Annotated in this window: 18 protein-coding genes, 1 tRNA gene and 1 riboswitch; of the genes, 10 read left to right on the top strand and 9 right to left on the bottom strand. The window is 66.1% G+C overall.

The window, feature by feature from the left end; translation table 11 throughout:
* Nucleotides 1-197 precede the first annotated feature (197 nt).
* From QPK29_RS21775 to QPK29_RS21760, 4 genes are all read left to right on the top strand, one after another.
* Nucleotides 198-271: transfer RNA gene (locus QPK29_RS21775), tRNA-Gly, on the top strand.
* 97 nt (nucleotides 272-368) lie between these two features.
* A complete protein-coding gene (locus QPK29_RS21770) occupies nucleotides 369-2408 on the top strand; it encodes a hybrid sensor histidine kinase/response regulator (RefSeq protein WP_371771304.1) in 2040 nt (679 codons plus the stop codon).
* 135 nt (nucleotides 2409-2543) lie between these two features.
* On the top strand, nucleotides 2544-3086 hold the full coding sequence (locus QPK29_RS21765) for a response regulator (protein ID WP_371771303.1): 543 nt from the start codon (nucleotides 2544-2546) through the stop codon (nucleotides 3084-3086).
* A 101-nt stretch (nucleotides 3087-3187) separates the two neighbouring features.
* Entirely contained in the window at nucleotides 3188-5872 is a 2685-nt protein-coding gene (locus QPK29_RS21760; RefSeq protein WP_371771302.1) for a bifunctional diguanylate cyclase/phosphodiesterase, read from the top strand.
* 128 nt (nucleotides 5873-6000) lie between these two features.
* Here QPK29_RS21760 and QPK29_RS21755 read toward each other — a convergent pair whose 3' ends face one another.
* Nucleotides 6001-7119 (bottom strand): succinylglutamate desuccinylase/aspartoacylase family protein, encoded by a 1119-nt coding sequence (locus tag QPK29_RS21755; protein ID WP_371771301.1) that lies wholly within the window; start codon nucleotides 7117-7119, stop codon nucleotides 6001-6003.
* A 140-nt stretch (nucleotides 7120-7259) separates the two neighbouring features.
* Here QPK29_RS21755 and trmB point away from each other — a divergent pair, with 140 nt between their 5' ends.
* Complete coding sequence (gene trmB, locus QPK29_RS21750; protein WP_160410672.1) at nucleotides 7260-7940, top strand: tRNA (guanosine(46)-N7)-methyltransferase TrmB; 681 nt, start codon at nucleotides 7260-7262, stop codon at nucleotides 7938-7940.
* A gap of 6 nt (nucleotides 7941-7946) precedes the next feature.
* Here the strand turns inward: trmB and recQ are convergent, their stop codons facing one another.
* The 3 genes from recQ to QPK29_RS21735 all read right to left on the bottom strand — a co-directional run bounded on the left by recQ (nucleotide 7947) and on the right by QPK29_RS21735 (nucleotide 11005).
* A complete protein-coding gene (gene recQ / locus QPK29_RS21745; protein WP_056124049.1) occupies nucleotides 7947-9767 on the bottom strand; it encodes a DNA helicase RecQ in 1821 nt (606 codons plus the stop codon).
* Nucleotides 9768-9789: 22 nt separating this feature from the next.
* Nucleotides 9790-10623, bottom strand: coding sequence for an undecaprenyl-diphosphate phosphatase (locus tag QPK29_RS21740; RefSeq protein ID WP_056124050.1), 834 nt, complete (start codon nucleotides 10621-10623; stop codon nucleotides 9790-9792).
* 109 nt (nucleotides 10624-10732) lie between these two features.
* On the bottom strand, nucleotides 10733-11005 hold the full coding sequence (locus tag QPK29_RS21735) for a YkgJ family cysteine cluster protein (RefSeq protein ID WP_082577469.1): 273 nt from the start codon (nucleotides 11003-11005) through the stop codon (nucleotides 10733-10735).
* A 117-nt stretch (nucleotides 11006-11122) separates the two neighbouring features.
* Between QPK29_RS21735 and QPK29_RS21730 the strand changes: the two genes are divergently transcribed.
* From QPK29_RS21730 to QPK29_RS21710, 5 genes are all read left to right on the top strand, one after another.
* Nucleotides 11123-11770 (top strand): TetR/AcrR family transcriptional regulator, encoded by a 648-nt coding sequence (locus tag QPK29_RS21730; protein ID WP_371771300.1) that lies wholly within the window; start codon nucleotides 11123-11125, stop codon nucleotides 11768-11770.
* 164 nt (nucleotides 11771-11934) lie between these two features.
* Nucleotides 11935-12588: a protein-L-isoaspartate O-methyltransferase family protein gene (locus QPK29_RS21725; RefSeq protein WP_056124056.1), complete on the top strand. Its 654-nt coding sequence runs from the start codon at nucleotides 11935-11937 to the stop codon at nucleotides 12586-12588.
* A 14-nt stretch (nucleotides 12589-12602) separates the two neighbouring features.
* Nucleotides 12603-12926 carry a rhodanese-like domain-containing protein gene (locus QPK29_RS21720; RefSeq protein ID WP_056124058.1) on the top strand — a complete coding sequence of 108 codons (324 nt, stop codon included), beginning with the start codon at nucleotides 12603-12605 and terminating at the stop codon, nucleotides 12924-12926.
* Nucleotides 12927-12967: 41 nt separating this feature from the next.
* Complete coding sequence (locus QPK29_RS21715) at nucleotides 12968-14287, top strand: TolC family outer membrane protein (RefSeq protein WP_371771299.1); 1320 nt, start codon at nucleotides 12968-12970, stop codon at nucleotides 14285-14287.
* 201 nt (nucleotides 14288-14488) lie between these two features.
* Nucleotides 14489-15679: a hypothetical protein gene (locus QPK29_RS21710; protein ID WP_371771298.1), complete on the top strand. Its 1191-nt coding sequence runs from the start codon at nucleotides 14489-14491 to the stop codon at nucleotides 15677-15679.
* A gap of 6 nt (nucleotides 15680-15685) precedes the next feature.
* Here QPK29_RS21710 and ribB read toward each other — a convergent pair whose 3' ends face one another.
* From ribB to QPK29_RS21685, 5 genes are all read right to left on the bottom strand, one after another.
* Nucleotides 15686-16342, bottom strand: a complete 657-nt coding sequence (gene ribB / locus QPK29_RS21705; protein WP_371771297.1) for a 3,4-dihydroxy-2-butanone-4-phosphate synthase — start codon at nucleotides 16340-16342, stop codon at nucleotides 15686-15688.
* A 114-nt stretch (nucleotides 16343-16456) separates the two neighbouring features.
* Nucleotides 16457-16600: riboswitch (FMN riboswitch) on the bottom strand.
* Between the two features lie 53 nt (nucleotides 16601-16653).
* Nucleotides 16654-17067 carry a lactoylglutathione lyase gene (gene gloA / locus QPK29_RS21700; RefSeq protein WP_160410640.1) on the bottom strand — a complete coding sequence of 138 codons (414 nt, stop codon included), beginning with the start codon at nucleotides 17065-17067 and terminating at the stop codon, nucleotides 16654-16656.
* Between the two features lie 90 nt (nucleotides 17068-17157).
* Nucleotides 17158-17586 carry an OsmC family protein gene (locus tag QPK29_RS21695; protein WP_371767293.1) on the bottom strand — a complete coding sequence of 143 codons (429 nt, stop codon included), beginning with the start codon at nucleotides 17584-17586 and terminating at the stop codon, nucleotides 17158-17160.
* A complete protein-coding gene (locus QPK29_RS21690) occupies nucleotides 17583-18905 on the bottom strand; it encodes a PQQ-dependent sugar dehydrogenase (RefSeq protein ID WP_371771296.1) in 1323 nt (440 codons plus the stop codon). The genes QPK29_RS21695 and QPK29_RS21690 overlap by 4 nt, the downstream gene beginning before the upstream one ends.
* The gene (locus QPK29_RS21685) at nucleotides 18902-19213 is read right to left on the bottom strand and encodes a hypothetical protein (protein ID WP_056124075.1); all 312 of its coding nucleotides are present in this window, start codon (nucleotides 19211-19213) and stop codon (nucleotides 18902-18904) included. Before QPK29_RS21685 ends, QPK29_RS21690 begins: the two co-directional genes overlap by 4 nt.
* Nucleotides 19214-19390 lie beyond the last annotated feature (177 nt).

Genomic DNA, 19390 nt, shown 5'->3' with positions numbered 1-19390 from the left:
CGGAAAGAATTGGCCTCACGGTGCCTCCGCTGTGCTGATGGACGAGTGTTCAATATACGAGCCCATCCATGGAAGGCTCAACGAATTTTTCGACACAAGCTCATGCCGAAAAATGTCTAAGGTCAGCTGCGTTCGATCCTGATCAATGTCATGATGAATTGTCAAATTGGCTGGAACGGGCGTAGAATGCGGGCAACGCGGGTGTAGCTCAATGGTAGAGCAGAAGCTTCCCAAGCTTACGACGAGGGTTCGATTCCCTTCACCCGCTCCATGCTTCGATCCCTCCCCCGATCCATAACGACCGCTGCGCGCGCCCTGCGGCAAGCCCTTATGGCACACTGGCGTTGTTGCTTCAACCAGTGTCAATCATGCAAGAAAACAGACAACAGTCTGACGAAAACCATGCCGGCGCCCTGATGTTCCTGAGCGGCGGCGGCGAAGTGGGCGCGATGATGCGTGCGCACGACTGGTCCACGTCGCCGCTGGGCCATCCGCGCACGTGGCCGCAGGCGCTGCGCACGGTCGTCGGGCTGATGCTGAACTCGAAATTCCCCATGTTCGTCGCCTGGGGGAAGGAACTCGCATTCCTGTACAACGATCCGTATCGCGAGATCCTGGGCGACAAGCATCCGGCCGCGCTGGGCGGGCGCTTCCACGACATCTGGGCCGAGATCTGGCACGACATCAACCCGCTGATCGAACGCGCGCTGCGCGGCGAGGCGACGTATGCCGACCGCCTGTACCTCGTCATGAACCGCCACGGCTACGACGAGCCGACCTGGTTCACGTTCTCGTATTCGCCCGTGCGCGACGAGAACGGGGCCATCGCCGGCATGTATTGCGCGTGCGTCGAGGTCACCGACCAGGTGCTGGCCGAGAAATACCGCAACGAGGAGAACGAGCGGCTGCGCGGCCTGTTCTCGCAGGCGCCGGGGATCATGGCCGTGCTGCGCGGCCCCGAGCACGTGTTCGAGCTCACGAACCAGTCGTACATGCAGCTGGTCGGCCACCGCCCGATCGTCGGCAAGCGCGCGCGCGATGCGCTGCCGGAAATCGTCGGCCAGGGCTTCCTCGAACTGCTCGACCGCGTGTACGCGACGGGCGAGCCGTTCGTCGGCCACGCGCTGCCCGTGCGCCTGCAGCGCGAACCGGAAGGGCCGCTGGAAGAACGCTACATCGACTTCGTCTACCAGCCGATCCGCGACGAGAACGGCGCCGTCAGCGGCATCTTCGTGGAAGGCAGCGACGTCACCGACCGCAAGCTCGTCGAGGACGAGCTGCGCGCCGCCAACCGCCAGAAGGACCAGTTCCTCGCGATGCTGGCGCACGAGCTGCGCAATCCGCTCGCGCCCATCATGACGGCGGCCCAGCTGCTGAAGCTCGGCCGGCTGGACGCCAAGAGCGTGGCCAACGCCAGCGAGATCATCGTGCGCCAGGCCGAGCACATGACGGACCTCGTCAACGACCTGCTGGACGTCTCGCGTGTCACGCGCGGCCTCGTCACGCTGGAGAAGGACGAGCTGGACCTGAACGTGATCGTGTCCGCGGCCGTCGAGCAGGTGCGGCCGCTGATCGATGCGCGCCGCCATGCGCTGACCCTGCAGCTGTCGGGCCAGCCGGCGCACGTGACGGGCGACCGCACGCGCCTCGTGCAGGTCATCTCGAACATCCTCAACAACGCCACCAAGTACACGGCGCCGGGCGGCCGCATCGTGCTGGCCGTGACCGTGGGCGACGAGCAGGTGACCGTGTCCGTGCGCGACAACGGCGTCGGCATCGCGCCGGAAGTCCTGCCGTACATCTTCGACCTGTTCACGCAGGCCGAGCGCACGCCCGACCGGTCGCAGGGCGGGCTCGGGATCGGCCTGGCGCTGGTGAAAAGCCTCGTCGCGCTGCACGGCGGCACCGTGCATGCCAGTAGCGAGGGCCTGGGACAGGGCAGCGAGTTCTCGATCTGCCTGCCGTGCGCGGCGCGCGCGCCGGCGGACGCGGCCAACGATGGCGGCGGGGCCGCGGCGGGCGCGGCGCCGGACAATGGCAACCTGCGCGTGCTGGTCGTCGACGACAATGCCGACGCGGCCCAGATGCTGGCCGCGCTGCTCGAAGTGCAGGGCCACGCGGTCAGCGTCGAATTCGATGCGCGCGGCGCGCTGGCGCGGGCGAGAAACGAGCATCCGGACGTCCTGCTGCTCGACATCGGCCTGCCCGACATGGACGGCTACGAACTGGCGCGGCGCCTGCGCGCCCAGCCCGAGAACGCAGGCGCCACGCTCGTCGCCCTGACCGGCTACGGCCAGAACCAGGACCGCGAGGAAGCCCAACAGGCCGGCTTCGACCATTACCTCGTCAAGCCGGCCGACCTGAACGAGGTCAACGAGGTGCTGGCCCGGGCGGAAGCGCGGCGTTGAACGTTCTTGCGTGCGCGTATTGCCGCGCGGAACAAGGAGCGTTATCCTGAGTGCATGCCCTCCTGCGTAGGTTGCGCGCCGGGGCGGCGTATTTTCGTACCATAGTCAACGCGGGCGAAAAACGGGGACGAACATATGTACGACACCATCGAAGAGCCGCAGGAGATCAGTCTCCTCGAGCGGCATGGCGGGCAGGCGGCGACGCAGGGCGTGGACCCGGACAAGGGGGCCGCGTCGACGGCCAGGCCGCCGCATGCGGGCCCGGCGCCCGCGGTCCGGGACGCTGCCGGCGCAGCGGCGGCCCAGCCGGGCGTGCGGCGCGTGCTCGTCGTCGACGACAACGCCGACGCCGCCCAGACGGTGGCCATGCTGCTGGAGGTGCTGGGCCACGAGGCGTCCATCGAATACGACCCGCTGCAGGCGCTCGCCTGCGCGCGCGATCGGTCCTTCGACGCGTTCGTCCTCGACATCGGCCTGCCGGGCATGGACGGCCACGAACTGGCGCGCCAGATCCGCGCGCTGCCGCGTGCGGCCGGGGCGCTGTTCATCGCGCTCACGGGCTATGGCCAGCAGCAGGACCGCGACGCATCGAAGGCCGCGGGCTTCCATTACCACTTCGTGAAGCCGGCCGACGTGGATGCGCTGGCGCAGGCGCTGGCGAAGGGCACGCCGGCCTGACGCGCGGCCTTGTCATCATCCCGTCACTTTCTTTTCTTACACTGCGAGTTGCTGAACAGTAACTGAGCGTGCATCCCCGCACGCCTTCTGACGGAACCCGCATGTCCAAGTCCAGTGCGCACACCGCCCCGCGCACCCACCGATTCCTCGCGCTGCTGTGGCCCGCGCTGGCCCTGCTCGTCTGTGCCGCCCTCTGGACCGCCACCATCCTGCACGCCGGCGCCGAACGCCGGCGCGCCGAGGAGCAGGCGTTCAAGGAGGCCGACGCGTATGCCGAAGCCTACGAGCAGTACGTCACCCGCTCGGTCGCCCAGGTCGACCAGATCACCATGCAGCTCAAGCACAGCTGGGAGCACGCGCGCGACCGCAGCCTGATCGAGAACATGCGCCGCGACGGCATGTTCACCGACGCCGCCTTCGTCAACGTGAGCGTGATCGGGCCGGACGGCGCGGTCCGCTCCTCGAGCCGCATCCACGCGCGCGGGCTGGATCTGTCCCGGGCCGACTTCTTCATCCAGCACCGCAACGCCATCTCGACCGCGCTGCGCATCGGCACGCCGCCGCCGGAACTGGACGAAGCCCGTGGAACCATTCTCTTCACACGCCGGCTCGACACGCAGGACGACGGCTTCGACGGCGTGCTGCTGATGGCCGTCGACGCCGCATATTTCACATCGTTCGTCAGCTCGCCCACGCTGGGGCCGGGCAGCCTGCTGGCGCTCGTCGGCACCGACAATGCCTTGCGCGTCGAGCAGGACGCCAGCGGCATCGTGCGCTCGATGGGCGCCGCCTCGCTGCTGCCCGCGAACGCCGACCGCTGGCCGGTGGCGCGCGGCGTGCAGCTGGTCGACGGGCAGGGCGGCTTTGCCGACGGCGAGCCGCGCGTGCTGGGCTGGCGCCGCTCCGGCGCGTATCCGCTCGTGGCCCTCGTCGCGCTGTCGCATACGGCCGTGCTGGAAGCGGCCGACGCCTACTGGACGGACAGCCGCAACCACACGCTGGTGGCGACCGCCGTGCTGACCATGCTGGCGCTGGGGGCGAGCATGCTGTCGCTGCGCGCGTCGGCGCGGGCGCGCGAGCGGGCCGAGATCCAGCGCGCCTACCGCACGGCCACCGAGAGCGGCAACGACGGCTTCTACATGGTCGCGCCGGTGCGCGACCGCAAGGGCCAGACGGTCGACTTCCGCATCGTCGACTGCAACGAACGCGGCGCCTTCTTCTACGGCAGCACGCGCGCGCAGCTCGTCGGCAGCCTGATCTCCGCGGTCCACCACGGGAAGTCCTTCGACGAACTGGTCGCCAACTACCGCACGGCGCTGGCCGTCGGCTTCCACCAGGAAGACCGGCGCATGCCCGACAACAACCGGCTGAACATCCGCTGGGGCCATCGCCGCATCGTGCGCGTGGGCGACAACCTCGCCGTCACCTTGCAGGACATCAGCGAGCGCAAGGAACACGAATCCCAGCTCGCGCGCCTCGCGAACGAGGACAGCCTCACCGGCCTGCCGAACCGCCACTGGTTCCTGAACTTCGTGCCGGTCGCGCTGGCGCGCGCCGAGGACGGCGATCATGGCGCGGCGCTGCTGTTCATCGACCTCGACGAATTCAAGCAGGTCAACGATACGCACGGCCACGCCGTCGGCGACCGCCTGCTCCAGCTGGCGGCCGAGCGCCTGCTGTCGCAACTGCGTCCGGGCGACAGCGTGGCGCGTTTCGGCGGGGATGAATTCGTCGTCCTGCTGAGCCCTTTCGACAGCGACCAGCAGGTGGCCATCGTCGCCACGCGCATCGTCGAAGCCTTCAGTAAACCGTTCCCGATCGCCGACGACCAGCACATGATCGGCGCCTCGGTCGGCATCGCCGTGTACCCGCGCGACGGCCTCGATGCGGCCACGCTGATCCGCCACGGCGACATCGCCATGTACGCGGGCAAGGCCGAGGGCAAGGGCCAGTACCGCTTCTTCGACCCCGCGCAATCGAACATCCTCAAGACGCGCACCCAGCTGCGCCAGCGCCTGCTGGAAGCGATCGACAAGCGCCAGTTCGTGCTGCACTACCAGCCGCGCGTGGACACGCGCACGGGCGAGCTCCTGAGCATGGAAGCGCTGCTGCGCTGGGAGCATCCGCAGCTGGGCATGATCCGCCCGGACGAATTCATCCCGCTCGCCGAATCCAGCGGCCTGATCGTGCCGATCGGCGCCATCGTCATCGACCAGGCTTGCGCCCAGCTCGCGGCCTGGCGCGCGTACGGCGCCGTGCCGGTGCCGGTGTCGATCAACGTCTCGCCGAAGCAGTTCCTGCGCGGCAGCGTGCAGCGCGAGCTCGAAGACGCGCTGGCCCGCCACGCCGTGCCGGCCGGCCTGCTCGAAGTGGAGATCACGGAGTCCGCGATGATGGGCGACCAGGCCGAGATCCTCGCCGAACTGGCCGCGATCCGCGCGCTGGGCGTCAAGCTGCACGTCGACGATTTCGGCACCGGCTACTCGTCGCTGTCGCAGTTGCAGCGCATGAAGATGGACGTGCTGAAGGTCGACCGCTCGTTCACGGCCGAACTGGGACGCTCGCGCGAAGGCACCGTGTTCTTCCAGGCGATCGTGTCGATGGCGCACGCGCTCGGGATGGAGGTGGTGGCGGAAGGCGTCGAGAACGAGGAACAGCTGCAGATCCTGCGGGCGCTGAAGTGCAACGAGGTGCAGGGGTATTTTGTTGCGAGGCCGCTGCCGGCGGCGGGGATCGCGCCGCTGCTGGAGCAGCGTTACCTGTTCAAGGAAGCGCTGGCCGCCTGACGTCGTCCCCGCGGAGGCGGGGACCCATGCTGAGTTTCCGAAGTCAGGCCGTCAGACATATTGCGGCGCTTCCGATGTACGGAATTCTGAGGCTCAGCATGGATTCCCGCTTTCGCGGGAATGACGGTTCATGCGCCCAACAAACTCCCCGTCCGCCACGCCTGTGCCCCCGCGATCTTACAGACATGCATCCCGCGCAGCAGGTGCCGGTGCGCCGTGCTGGCGAACAGCACGCCCGACTGCGTGGGCCGCAGGGTCGTCGTCCTGCCGCTGACCGGATCGACGATGTCGGCGACGGCATCGCCCGCCTGCACCGGGTCGCCCAGCTTTTTCAGGAACACGAGCACGCCCGCATGCGGCGCGTGCAGCGGTTCCACGCCCTCCAGCGGCGTCGGTTCGCACAGCGGCGCCGGCAGCGGCTCGACGGGCAGGTCGACGACGCCTTCGCGCGCCAGGTATTGCAGCAGCGCGTGCGCGTCCCGTTCGGCCAGGTCGTAGCGCACGTCGTTCTCGCCGCGCAGCTCGACCGTCACGCCCACGCAGCCCAGCGGGATCGGGAAGCGGTCGCCGAAGTGTTCCGCCAGTTCCCACCACACGCGGCTGCACGCTTCGTCGAACGGCTCGCCGCCGGATTCCGTCGCCAGCAGCACGGCGTACGCGCCCATCAGCGCCGCCAGCGGTTTCACGCGCCCGGCCAGCGGCGTGCCGGTGTACATGTGCAGCACGGCCTCGTTGTCGCAGTGGAGGTCGAGCATGATGTCGGCGTCGATCGCCATGCCCAGCAGCGCCTTCTTGAGCTCTTCCGTCGCGCTCGATGGCAGCCATGCGGCCACCTCGCGGCGCGCGTGCTCGCGCACGAGGGCCGCGTTGGCGGCGGGATCCGCGCCGAGCTTGTCCTGCAGCGACGTCTTCAACGCCGCGGCCACGTGCCGGTACGAGCGGTTGAAATTGGTGCCGGTGGCGAGGTCGAAGCGCCCGAACGGCGCGCCGTGGATCACCTGCGACAGCCCGATCGGATTCGCGGCCGGCACCAGGATGATCTCGCCGGTGACCTTGTTCTCCGCATCCAGCCGGTCGAGCTCACGGCGCAGCACGTGCGCGACGAGCATCGCGGGCACCTCGTCCGCATGGAGCGAGGCCTGGATGTAGACCTTCCTGCCGCTGCCTTGCGTGCCGTAGTGGAAGGAGGTCAGGCGGTAGGCGGCGACGTTGTCTTCGGTGGCGATAGAGTGGGTCTGCTGGCGCATCGGTGGCTCCTGGTTGCAACAGGTGCATTATGTCCGAGATCGGCGCACCAAAGCGCCGGGTTATAATAGCGCCCGTTTTTTCATCACTTCATCTCATCCCCATGTCTTCCGATACGCCTACCAACGAGCAGGGCCGCGCCATGCTCTACGACCCGACCGAACGCCGCATCCGCAGCTTCGTCACCCGCGCCGGCCGCCTGTCGACCGGCCAGGCGCGCGCGCTGGAAGCGTATGGTCCGCATTACCTGATCGAGTACCGCAAGGCCCAATTCGATTTCCACGCCCCGTTCGGCCGCACCGCGCCGCTGATCCTGGAGATCGGCTTCGGCATGGGCGACACGACGGCGCACATCGCGAAGGCGATGCCGGACAAGGATTTCGTCGGCGTCGAAGTGCACACGCCGGGCGTGGGCAGCCTGCTGAAACTGGCCGGCGAACAGGACATCCAGAACCTGCGCCTCATCCAGCACGATGCCGTCGAGGTGCTGAACAACATGATCGCCGACGGTTCGCTGGCGGGCGTGCACATCTTCTTCCCCGACCCGTGGCACAAGGCCCGCCACAACAAGCGCCGCCTGATCCAGCCGCCGTTCGTGCAACTGCTGTGCCAGAAGCTGGCGCAGGGCGGTTACATCCATTGCGCGACGGACTGGGAAGATTACGCGGTGCAGATGCTGGAAGTGCTGGGCAACGAGCCGGCGCTGCAGAACACGGCCGAGGGCTATGCGGAAAAGCCGTCGTACCGGCCGCTGACCAAGTTCGAGAACCGCGGCCTGAAACTGGGCCACGGTGTGTGGGACCTGGTGTTCACGAAGAAGTAACGGGGTTCAGACCATCTCGCTGATGATCCCGACGATCTCGTCGCCGTAGGACGTCAGCTTCTTCTCGCCGACGCCCGAGACGCCGCGCAACTGGTCGAGCGACACCGGCTTGACCTTGGCGATCTCGCGCAGGGTGGCGTCCTGGAACACGACGTACGCGGGCACGCCGTGCGCGCGCGCCGTCTCCACGCGCCACCAGCGCAGCTTGTCGAAGATCGCCTGTTCCGATGTCGACAGCTCGACTTCCTCGTAGCTGCCGCGCGGCGTCGACGTGCGCTTGGGTTTCACGGGCTTCTGGTACTGGCGCAGCTGCACTTTCTGCTCGCCTTTCAGCACGGGCCGCGCCGCTTCCGTCAACTTGAGTGAACTGAACGCGTCGTGGTCGACGGTGACGAGGCCGAGGGCGATCGTCTGGCGCACGATGGCGCGCCATTCCTGCTCGCCGCGCTCGGCGCCCACGCCGAACACGGTCAGCTTGTCGTGGTGCCACTGGACGATGCGCTCGGAACTCACGCCGCGCAGCACGTCGATCACGTGGCCCGCCGCGAAGCGCTGGTCGACGCGGTAGATGGCCGACAGCAGCTTTTGCACGGGCACCGTCGCGTCGAACGACGTCGGCGGGATCAGGCACGTGTCGCAGTTGCCGCACGGGCCGGAGCGTTCGCCGAAGTATTCGAGCAGGCGCATGCGCCGGCAGCTGAGCGTCTCGCACAGGCCCAGCATCGCGTCGAGCTTCGACGACAGCACGCGCTTGAAATTCTCGTCGGCCTCGGACTCGTCGATCATCCGGCGCTGCAGCACGACGTCCTGCAATCCGTAAGCCATCCAGGCATTGGACGGCAGGCCGTCGCGGCCCGCGCGGCCCGTTTCCTGGTAATAGCCTTCCAGCGATTTCGGCAGGTCGAGGTGGCAGACGAAGCGCACGTCCGGCTTGTCGATGCCCATGCCGAACGCGATGGTCGCCACCATCACGATGTTGTCTTCACGCAGGAAGCGCGCCTGGTTGTCGGCCCGCAGCGAGTACTCCATGCCCGCGTGGTAGGGCAGGGCGCGGATGCCGTTCTCGTTCAGGAATTCCGCCGTCTCCTCGACCTTCTTTCGCGACAGGCAGTAGACGATACCCGAGTCGCCCGGGTGTTCCGCCGAGATGAAGTCGAGCAGCTGCTTGCGGCCGTTCGTTTTTTCGACGATGGAATAGCGGATGTTCGGACGGTCGAACGACGACACGAACTGCCGCGCCTCTTCCAGCTGCAGGCGCTGGGCGATTTCCGCGCGCGTGAGCTGGTCGGCCGTCGCCGTCAGTGCGATGCGCGGCACGTGCGGGAAGCGCTCGTGCAGGATCGACAGGCGGATGTATTCGGGCCGGAAGTCGTGGCCCCATTGCGACACGCAGTGCGCCTCGTCGATGGCGAACAGCGAGATGTGCGCGGACTCGAACAATTCCAGGCAGCGCGGCGTCATCAGGCGCTCGGGCGCCACGTAAACGAGGTCCAGCTCGCCGGTACGCACCATGCGTTCGATGCGCAGGGTCTCTTCGAACGTCTGCGTCGAGTTCAGGAAGGCGGCGCGCACGCCCACTTCGGCCAGCGCGTCGACCTGGTCCTGCATCAGCGCGATCAGCGGGGAGACGACGACGCCGACGCCGTCGCGCACCAGCGCGGGAATCTGGTAGCACAGCGATTTGCCGCCGCCCGTGGGCATCAGCACGAGCGCATCGCCGCCGGACGCCACGTGCTCGACGATGTCGGCCTGCTGACCGCGGAAGGCGGGGTAGCCGAAGACCGTCTGCAGGATCTGCAGCGCGCGTTGCTCGATGTCGCTCGTCATGATGGTACTTGCTGCTCTCGAATTATTCGGCCCAGACCACCCAGCCGAAATGGGCGGTGATCAACACGACCACACCGAATACGATACGGTACCAGGCGAAGCCCGTGAAGTCGTGCGTGCTGATGAAGCGCAACAGCCAACGTACGCACAGGAAGGCGGAAATGAACGCCGCCACGCCGCCGATCAGGAACAGCGGCAGGTCGGACGCGTGCAGGTCGTGGCGCGCCTTGAAGACGGAATACACGGTCGCGGCCAGCAGCGTGGGAATCGCGAGGAAGAACGAGAATTCGGTGGCGGCCGTGCGCGACAGGCCGAACAGCATGCCGCCGATGATCGTCGCACCCGAACGGCTCGTGCCCGGGATCAGCGCGAAACACTGGGCGCAGCCGACCTTGAACGCGTCGACGACGGTCATGTCGTCCACGGTCTGGACGCGGTGCGCGCCCGGCAGCACCTTGTGGCGGCGCTCCGCCCACAGGATCACGAACGCGCCGACGATGAACGCCAGGGCCACGGGCACCGGCGCGAACAGGTGCGCCTTGATCGCCTTGCTGAACAGGAAGCCCAGCACGGCCGCCGGCAGGAACGCGACGATCAGGTTGACGACAAGCTTTTGCTGGCGCGGATCGGACGTGATGCCACCCAGCACGGCGCCGATGCGCGCACGGTATTCCCACATCACGGCCAGGATCGCGCCGGCCTGGATAGCGATTTCGAACACCTGGGCCACTTCGCCCGTGAAATTGATCAGACTACCGGCCAGGATCAGGTGTCCGGTGGACGAGATCGGCAGGAATTCGGTGAAGCCCTCGACGAGGCCCATGATGATCGCTTTCAGGGCGAGAATGATATCCATTGGTGTGTGCGGTTCGGTAGGGTTGGGGACGCGTGCGCGGTAGATATTGCGCGGGCCGCAAGCTTACCATGAGGAAGGGGGCTGCCGTCGAGTTACCGTGCAGGCAATGTCAGGCCGTCAAGCGCTCCAATTCGGCCAGGAAGAACATCGCCTGCTCGCGCGTGTCGCCGCACATCTCGCGCGATGGCGGCAGGCTGCCGCAGACGCGGGGGCGGTCCGGCTGCCCGAAAATCCTGCAGCCGTTGTGCTCGTCCAACTGCATGCAGCGCACGCCAGCAGGCTTGCCGTTTGGCATGCCTGGAATCGGGGACGTGATCGACGGCGCGATGCAGCAGGCGCCGCAGCCGGGGCGGCAGGAAACAGGAGAAGGCGGGATATGCATGTAAAGACCGGGGACAGGCAAGCAGACAGTATACTACTGGTGAAGGCCACCGTTCTTGACTGGCCAAATCCCCAGGTCTATATTTGCTGACTCAACAGTTAGTTGTCGGACAGAAGCATGCCATGCCCTTTTGACACCAAGCCGCGCTGGGAGCGCCGTAAGGACGCGCGGCCCCAGGAGTTGCTGGAGGCGGCCATCGACCTGTTCGTCGAGCGTGGCTACGCCGCCACACGCCTGGAAGACGTCGCGCGCCGCGCCGGCGTGTCGAAGGGCACTTTGTACCTGTATTACGAGAACAAGGACGAGTTGTTCAAGGCCGTCGTGCGCAGCAATATCGTGCCCGTGATCGGCGAGGCGGAGGCGTCCGTCGCCGAATTCGACGGCCACAGCGCCGACCTGCTGCGCCAGCTGATCCACTCCTGGTGGCAGCGGCTGGGCGCGACCAAGGCCTCCGGCATCATCAAGCTCGTCATGGCGGAAGCGGACAATTTTCCGGAACTGGCCCGTTTTTACCAGGAAGAAGTCATCGCCCGCGGCACCAAGGCGATGGCGTCGATGCTCGAACGGGGCATCGCGCGCGGCGAATTCCGCAAGATCGACGTCAATACGATGACCCAGGTGCTCGTCGCCCCGATGCTCACCCTGATCATCTGGAAGCATTCGGTCGGCCCGTGCCCGCGCGCGGAGCTGGAGCCGCTGGCCTTCCTCGACACCTTCCTCGACATGGCGTTGCATGGCCTGCTGCCGGCCGCGCCTCCCGTTTGACCCCGTTTTCCTACGTCAAGACGCTGTTTTCCGGGGTTCATGCCCCGGAAACTGCAGACTGTCGCAATTTCCGCTGGCACTCAGCCCCATGTCGTTAAGATATGTTTGCTGAAGCCGTTCAACGATAAAATATCGGATTATTTATTTTCCCACCGAGTCTAAAGATGAATATCGAACAAGCCCGCTTCAACATGATCGAACAGCAGATCCGTCCGTGGAACGTGCTGGACCAGGATGTGCTCGACCTGCTGCACGTCGTCAAGCGCGAACAGTTCGTGCCGGCGGCGTACCAGAACCTGGCGTTCGCCGACGTCGAGATCCCGCTGCCGGGCGGTGACGCCATGCTGGCGCCCAAGTTCGAGGCGCGCATCCTGCAGGAAACCGGTGTGAAGAAGCACGAGACCGTGCTGGAAATCGGTACGGGTTCGGGTTACATGGCCGCCCTGCTGGCGCACCGCGCCGCCAAGGTGACCACCGTGGAAATCAATCCGGAAACGGCGGAACTGGCCAAGAAGAACCTGGCCAATGCCGGCGTGCACAACGTGACCGTCGAAGTCGGCAACGGCGCCCAGGGCTGGGAAAAAGGTGCGCCGTACGACGTGATCGTGATTTCGGGCGCGCTGGAAGTGTTGCCGGAAGCGATCCTGAAGCAGGTGAAGGTGGGCGGCCGCATCGCCGCGATCGTCGGCCAGGCACCGGTGATGGAAGCGGCCATCATCACCCGTACCGGGGACAACGCGTACAGCACGGTCAAGGTGTTCGAGACCAACGTGCGCTACCTGACGGGCGCCCCGGTGCCGTCGCACTTCCAGTTCTGAGAGGCGACAGACGCATGCAGCACATTACCGCCCCCGAGTTGGCCGCCTGGCTGGCCGACTCGTCGCGTCCGCAGCCGCTGCTGCTCGACGTTCGGGAAAACTGGGAATTCGAGACCTGCCATATCGAAGGCTCGACCCAGATTCCGATGAACCTGATTCCGATCCGCGTGAGCGAGCTGGACGACGGCCAGGACATCGTCTGCGTGTGCCACCACGGCGCACGCAGCATGCAGGTGGCCGCCTTCCTGGAGCGCAACGGATTCAGCAACATTACCAACCTTACAGGCGGGATACACGCCTGGGCCGTGCAGGTCGACCCTTCGATGCCGAAGTATTGACTCTGCGTCCTTAACTATTGATGACTCCGACGGAGAAAGTAATGCAGAAGCCCCTCATCGCCGTACTGTTGGCCAGCGCGTTTTCGCTCAATGCCCAGGCGGCCGATCTGATCCAGGTGTACCAGCAGGCATTGGCGAACGACGCCACGTATGCCAGCGCCCGCGCGTCCGCCGCGGCGGGTCGCGAACGTATCACCCAGGGGCGAGCCGGCCTGCTGCCGACCGTCGGCATCAATGGCGATATCACGAAGAACAATACCGACATCACGCCGTGGAACAACGTACCGTCCCCCGGCAGCAACCTGCGCACCAACGAAATCCAGGTGACCCTGCAGCAGCCGCTGTTCCACTGGGACCGCTGGCAAACCTACCAGCAGAGCAAGCTGGCGCAAGCCATTTCCGAAGCACAGTTCGCCCAGGCCCAGCAGGACCTGATCACGCGCGTCGCGCAAGCGTATTTCGACGTGCTGGCCGCCCAGGACACGCTGGAATCCACGCGCGCACAAAAAGTCGCCGTGACCGAGCAGCTGGCTTCCGCCAAGCGCAATTTCGAAGTCGGCACGCAGACCATCACCGACACCCATGAAGCCCAGGCCGCATACGACCTCGTGGTGTCTCAAGAAATTGCTGCCGTCAACGATCTGGAAACCAAGAAGACGGCGCTGCAAGCCATCATCGGCACACCGCCGTCCACGCTGGCGACCTTGCGCACGGGCGTGTCCCTGACGGCGCCGCAGCCGATCAACGTCGACCAGTGGGTGTCCGCCGCCGAGAACCAGAACTACGCCGTGACCGTGGCCCAGCTGCAATTGGAATCGGCCAAGCGCGACATCTCGAAGAACCGCGCCGGCCACTATCCGACCGTGGACCTCGTCGCATCGTCGCTGCACCGCGACGTCAATGGCCAGACGACCTCGTCGGGCAAGACCAACAACAACTCCATCGGCATCCAGTACAGCATCCCGATCTTCAGCGGCTTCGCCGTGACGAGCAAGGTGCGCGAATCGATCGCGCTGGAAGACAAGGCCCGCAACGACCTGGAAGCGAACCGCCGCAACGCCGCGCTGGTGGCGCGCCAGTCCTTCCTCGGCGTGAACAGCGGCCTCGCGCAAGTGAAGGCGCTGGAAGCGGCCGAAGTGTCGAGCAATTCCGCGCTGGAATCGAACAAGCTCGGTTACCAGGTCGGCGTGCGTATCAACATCGACGTGCTGAACGCGCAGCGCCAGCTGTACCAGACCCGCACCGACCTGGCCCGCGCGCGCTACAACACGATCCTGGCCGGCCTGAAGCTGAAAGCCGCGGCGGGTTCGCTGCGCGAGGAAGACCTGCAGCCCATCAACGCGTTGCTGCAACAGCCTTGAACACCGGGGTCAGAGCCCGAATTTTGGCAATTTCCTGAAAACGGGCTCTGACCCCGGTTTGAAAAGACGGCGCTCGATGCGCCGTTTTTTATTGCCCTTCGAAATCTCGCTTGAGACGCCCCAAGCAAGCTCCTCATTCATCGAACTCGCGCGACACGCACTCCTACACTCAAGCGTGAACCATTCGAAAGCGAGGTCGCCATGTTCACGTTCTCCCGCGCATCCGCATCCGCCGCTGCGCTCGCATTCACACTGACGCTGACCGCCTGTGGCGGTGGCCACCATCACGGCAATCCGGGCGGGCCCGGGCCGGGGCCCGTCGGCAACGGTCCCACCTACGACGTCATCCCGATCGGCCTGCCGGGCATCGCGTATGGCGAGGTCACGCGCCGCGGCATCGCGAACGGCGGCATCGTCGCCGGCACGTCGCGCGGCGCGGACGGTGTCGCGCACGCATTCCTCTACGACGGCAGCAAGACGATCGGGTTGGGCACGCTTGGCGGCGATTTCTCCCAGGCGATGGCTGTGAACGCCTGCGGCCATGTGACGGGCTGGTCCACGACAAAGGCCGGCATCGTGCACGCCTTCCTGTACGACGGCACCATGCACGACCTGGGCACGCTCGGCGGCAGCGATGCCGAAGGCACCGTGATCACCCATTGCGGCCAGATCACGGGCTGGTCGGCGACGGCCGCCGGGCAGACCCACGCGTTCCTGTACGACGGCAAGAAGCTGAACGACCTTGGTTCGCTCGGCGGCAATTCGTTCGGAAACGGGCTGAACAGCCTGGGCGTGGTCGTGGGCTATTCTTACGGCCCGGGCAACGCCTGGTTCCATGCCTTCCTGTACGACAGCCGCACGGGTGGACCGTTGGTCGATCTCGGCTCGCCGGTCGGCAATTCCGTCGCCGTCGACATCAACGATGCCGGCCAGGTCACGGGCTGGTTCCGCAACGGCGAGGGGCCGATCGGGGCGTTCCTGTACGAGCTGGGCAAGATCCGCGACATCGGCACGCTCGGCGGCGCCGGCGCGGAAGCCGTTGCGATCAATGGTGCGGGCCTCGTCGTCGGCATGTCCGCAACCGCCGACGGCAGCAACCGCGGCTTCGTCCACGACGGCACGACCATGACGAGCATCGGCGCTCTCCCGGGCGGCAATTTCTCGACCGCGGAGGCGATCAATGCGAGCGGCCTCGTCGTCGGTGCGTCCGCGACAGACACCGAGGCGCATGCCGTGTCCTGGACCCGCAGGGACGGCCTCGTCGACCTGAACGACCGCCTCCATGCGCCGCCGGCCGGCCTCGTGCTCGTGCACGCGCTGGCGGTGGCCGACGACGGCGACATCGTCGTGCGCACCAACCAGGGCCTGGCGTTGCTCAAGCCCAGGAAGTGAGGCGGTCTACGCGGCTTGCTGCTCGTTGCGCGACCGCCAGGCGATCAGCTCGGCGATGGTGAGGATCGGAAAGCCGCGTTCGCGCGCGAAGCGTTCGATGGCGTCGCCGCGCATCATCGTGCCGTCCTCGTTCATCAGCTCGCACAACACGGCCGCCGGCTGCAGGCCGGCCAGCACGGCCAGGTCGACGGAACCTTCCGTGTGGCCCTTGCGGCCCAGCACGCCGGCCGGGTTGGCGCGCAGCGGGAACACGTGGCCCGGACGCACGAGGTCGGACGGCTTCGCATCCGGCGCGATGGCCGCGCGGATCGTCGTCACGCGGTCCGCCGCGGACACGCCCGTGGTCACGCCGTCGCGCGCTTCGATCGAGACCGTGAACGGCGTGCCGTAGCGGCTGCCGTTGTCCGCCGCCATCGGCGGCAGGTCGAGCGCGCGGACCTTGTCGGCCGGCAGGCACAGGCACACGATGCCGCTGCATTCGCGGATCATCAGCGCCATGGAAGCGACGGTCAGTTTTTCGGCGGCGACGATCAGGTCCGCTTCGTTCTCGCGGTCGAAATCGTCGAGCAGGATCACCGGAACGCCGGCGCGCGTGGCATCGAGTGCGGCGGCGATGCGGCCGTCGAGATCCTCGCTATACAGAGTAAAAGTTTGGGTGGTCATTGAGACGCTCCTCGCAAAAAATTGGCACACAAAGGTGCAAAGCGAAAAACGCATCAGGGCAAAGCGAAACGACGCGCACGCCCATGCCTGGCGGCACAGCGTACACATGATGACGCACATCTTCTTTCATCCGGACTATACCGTCGGCCCTGGCTTCTCACCAGGTCTGCTGACCCTGCAACCGCAGGCGCTCGCGGGCTCGGCCATCGTGATGGCCATACCGCCGGTGGGGAATTTCACCCCGCCCCGAAGACGTAGTTAAATTGTCGCCCGTCGCGAAACGGGCGCGGTGATTGTAGCAGGGTGGGTGATTAGCTGCCGAGGCCGCCGCCGCCGGCATTGTCGGCGCGCTCGATCAGTTCGACCTTGTAGCCGTCCGGATCGGTGATGAAGGCGATCACGGTCGTGCCGCCCTTGACCGGGCCCGGCTCGCGCGTGATGTTGCCGCCGGCCGCGCGGACCTGGTCGCAGGTTTGATAAATGTCGTCGGCCGAGATCGCGATGTGGCCGTAGGCCGAGCCCATGTCGTACTTGTCGACGCCCCAGTTATAGGTCAGCTCGAGTTCCGCATGGTCCGGATTGTTGCCGTAGCCGACGAAGGCCAGCGTGTATTTGTATTCCGGATTTTCGCTCGTGCGCAGCAGTTTCATGCCGAGCACCTTGGTGTAGAAATCGATGGAGCGCTGCAGGTCGCCGACGCGAAGCATGGTGTGCAGGAGGCGCATTGTTGTCCTTGTTGGTTCGTGGGGGAAAACGGGAATTTTATGCGCTCGTGCGGATTCGTGCAGGCGTGCCGCGCGCGGCACGCCGTGTGCTTACGCTTGCAGTTTCGCGTCCAGCGTGATGTTGGCATTGAACAGCTTCGAGACCGGACACCCTTCCTTGGCCTTGCGCGCCGCTTCCTGGAACGCTTCCTCGCTCGCGCCGGGAATCGTGGCGACGAGCTCCAGGTGCACGGCCGGGATCGCGAAGCCGCCGTCGGCCTTGTCGAGCGACACGGTGGCAGTCGTCTCCAGCTTCTGCGCCGTCATGCCGGCTTCGCCCAGCTGGGCGGACAAGGCCATCGTGAAGCAGCCGGCGTGCGCGGCCGCCAGCAGTTCTTCCGGATTCGTGCCCGCGCCATTTTCGAAGCGCGTGTTGAAGCCGTATTGTGCCTGGTCGAGGACGCCGCTCTGCGTGGACACGGTGCCCTTGCCATCTTTCAGTCCGCCGCTCCAGACGGCGCTTCCCTTACGTTTGATCATTGTTTTGCTCCCTGGTTGGTGGCGGCCGGAGTGATCCGCCAGACGATGTTGCCGACGTCATCCGCCAGCAGGATGGCGCCGGTCCGGTCGACCGCGACCCCGACCGGGCGCCCGTACGCGTGCTCGTCCTTGCCGAGGAAGCCCGTCAGGACATCCTGCGGCGGACCGCTCGGCCTGCCGTCGGTGAACGGCACGAACACGAGCTTGTAGCCGGAATACGGCTTGCGGTTCCACGAGCCGTGCTGACCGATCAGCGCGCCGTTCCTGAACTGCGGCAGCAGCTCGCCGTCGTAGAACGCCAGGCCCAGCGAGGCCGTGTGCGCGCCCAGCGCGTAATCCGGCGGGATCGCCTTCGCGACGAGGCCGGGGTTCTGCGGCTTGACGCGCGTGTCGACGTGCTGGCCGTAATAGCTGTACGGCCAGCCGTAGAACGCGCCGTCCTTCACGGCCGTCATGTAGTCCGGTACGAGGTCGTTGCCCAGTTCGTCGCGCTCGTTGACGACGGTCCACAAGGCCTTCGTCTGCGGCTGGAAGTCCATGCCGTTCGGATTGCGCAGGCCGCTCGCGTAGATGCGCGACTGGCCGCTGGCGAGGTCGTATTCCCAGATGGCGGCACGGCCCTTTTCGATCTCCATGCCGTTCTCGGCCACGTTGCTGTTCGAGCCGACCGTGATGTACAACTTCTTGCCGTCGGGCGCGGCGACGACGTTCTTCGTCCAGTGGTGGTTGATTCCCGCGGGGAGGTCGAGCACCTTGGTGCCCTTGGCCGTGATGCTCGTCTCGCCCGATTTGTACGGGAATTTCCACAGCGCGTCGGCATTCGCGACGTACAGGTCGTTGCCGACGAGGGTCATGCCGAACGGCGACGTCAGGCCCTGCATGAACGTGGTCTTCGTATCGGCCGTGCCGTCCGGCTTGAAGCCGCGCAGCAGGATGATCTTGTCGGGCGACTCGACGCCGGCGCCCGCCTTCTTCTGCGCCAGTCCCTGCACCTTGGCGCGTATGCCTTTTTCCTTGGGCGCATTGCCGGGCTTGTTACTCTCGGCGACGAGCACGTCGCCGTTCGGCAGCACGTACAGCCAGCGCGGATGGTCGAGGCCGGTCGCATACGCGGTGACGGCCAGGCCGGCGGCCGGCGTCGGGCGCGTGCCTTGCGGCCATGCATCCGCCTCGGCGATGTTGATGGTCGGTATCAGCGACCTTTCGGGTGCCGGCAGGGCCGGATTCGGTCCCCAGCCGACGGGATACTGCTGGGCGTGCGCCATGCCGGCGCCCAGCAGAGGAAGGATCAGGAGCGCAAGCCTGGCACGTGCTGTCATCGGTTCTGACCTCCGTCCGGAATGGTCGAATCGTGGTCGCGCATGTCGCGATGACGGTCGGGCTGCGGGTTGGCCTGGCCGGTGGCGTCCGGTGCCGGGTTCACGGCTTCGCTGGCGCCCGGGGTCGCGCGCGCATCGGTGTCGACGAGGCCCTGCTCGAGATCTTCCGCCGCCTGCTTCATGATGCCGCGCGGCCGGACGCCTTGCCCGTCGGGCGATTCGTCGCGCTCGTGCGGTTCGCGCTTGTAGCTCTGCTCCTCGATCTTCCGGTCGGTGTTCACGACGCGGTCTTTTTCTTCCTGCACCATAGCAACCTCCTTCGATTCAATTGATTAAATCCTAATCCTTCGAACCGAACGCGGTCGCGCAATTGGAAGATGCATTTTTGCAATGAACTGTTTAACATGCTGGTTGATATGACAAATGGTACGAACGTCGTGAACACGCCAGCCCATCTCCATCACACCGCCAGTGACTGCCCGAAC

The sequence above is a fragment of the Massilia orientalis genome, assembly GCF_030411975.2.
Classification (GTDB): domain Bacteria; phylum Pseudomonadota; class Gammaproteobacteria; order Burkholderiales; family Burkholderiaceae_D; genus Telluria; species Telluria orientalis.
This window is presented reverse-complemented; position numbering and strand designations above follow the sequence as displayed.

Coding starts and splice junctions, on each gene's coding strand:
- QPK29_RS21770 (WP_371771304.1), top strand. CDS start 369: ATGCAAGAAAACAGACAACAGTCTGACGAAAACCATGCCGGCGCCCTG.
- QPK29_RS21765 (WP_371771303.1), top strand. CDS start 2,544: ATGTACGACACCATCGAAGAGCCGCAGGAGATCAGTCTCCTCGAGCGG.
- QPK29_RS21760 (WP_371771302.1), top strand. CDS start 3,188: ATGTCCAAGTCCAGTGCGCACACCGCCCCGCGCACCCACCGATTCCTC.
- QPK29_RS21755 (WP_371771301.1), bottom strand. CDS start 7,119: ATGCGCCAGCAGACCCACTCTATCGCCACCGAAGACAACGTCGCCGCC.
- trmB (WP_160410672.1), top strand. CDS start 7,260: ATGCTCTACGACCCGACCGAACGCCGCATCCGCAGCTTCGTCACCCGC.
- recQ (WP_056124049.1), bottom strand. CDS start 9,767: ATGACGAGCGACATCGAGCAACGCGCGCTGCAGATCCTGCAGACGGTC.
- QPK29_RS21740 (WP_056124050.1), bottom strand. CDS start 10,623: ATGGATATCATTCTCGCCCTGAAAGCGATCATCATGGGCCTCGTCGAG.
- QPK29_RS21735 (WP_082577469.1), bottom strand. CDS start 11,005: ATGCATATCCCGCCTTCTCCTGTTTCCTGCCGCCCCGGCTGCGGCGCC.
- QPK29_RS21730 (WP_371771300.1), top strand. CDS start 11,123: ATGCCATGCCCTTTTGACACCAAGCCGCGCTGGGAGCGCCGTAAGGAC.
- QPK29_RS21725 (WP_056124056.1), top strand. CDS start 11,935: ATGAATATCGAACAAGCCCGCTTCAACATGATCGAACAGCAGATCCGT.
- QPK29_RS21720 (WP_056124058.1), top strand. CDS start 12,603: ATGCAGCACATTACCGCCCCCGAGTTGGCCGCCTGGCTGGCCGACTCG.
- QPK29_RS21715 (WP_371771299.1), top strand. CDS start 12,968: ATGCAGAAGCCCCTCATCGCCGTACTGTTGGCCAGCGCGTTTTCGCTC.
- QPK29_RS21710 (WP_371771298.1), top strand. CDS start 14,489: ATGTTCACGTTCTCCCGCGCATCCGCATCCGCCGCTGCGCTCGCATTC.
- ribB (WP_371771297.1), bottom strand. CDS start 16,342: ATGACCACCCAAACTTTTACTCTGTATAGCGAGGATCTCGACGGCCGC.
- gloA (WP_160410640.1), bottom strand. CDS start 17,067: ATGCGCCTCCTGCACACCATGCTTCGCGTCGGCGACCTGCAGCGCTCC.
- QPK29_RS21695 (WP_371767293.1), bottom strand. CDS start 17,586: ATGATCAAACGTAAGGGAAGCGCCGTCTGGAGCGGCGGACTGAAAGAT.
- QPK29_RS21690 (WP_371771296.1), bottom strand. CDS start 18,905: ATGACAGCACGTGCCAGGCTTGCGCTCCTGATCCTTCCTCTGCTGGGC.
- QPK29_RS21685 (WP_056124075.1), bottom strand. CDS start 19,213: ATGGTGCAGGAAGAAAAAGACCGCGTCGTGAACACCGACCGGAAGATC.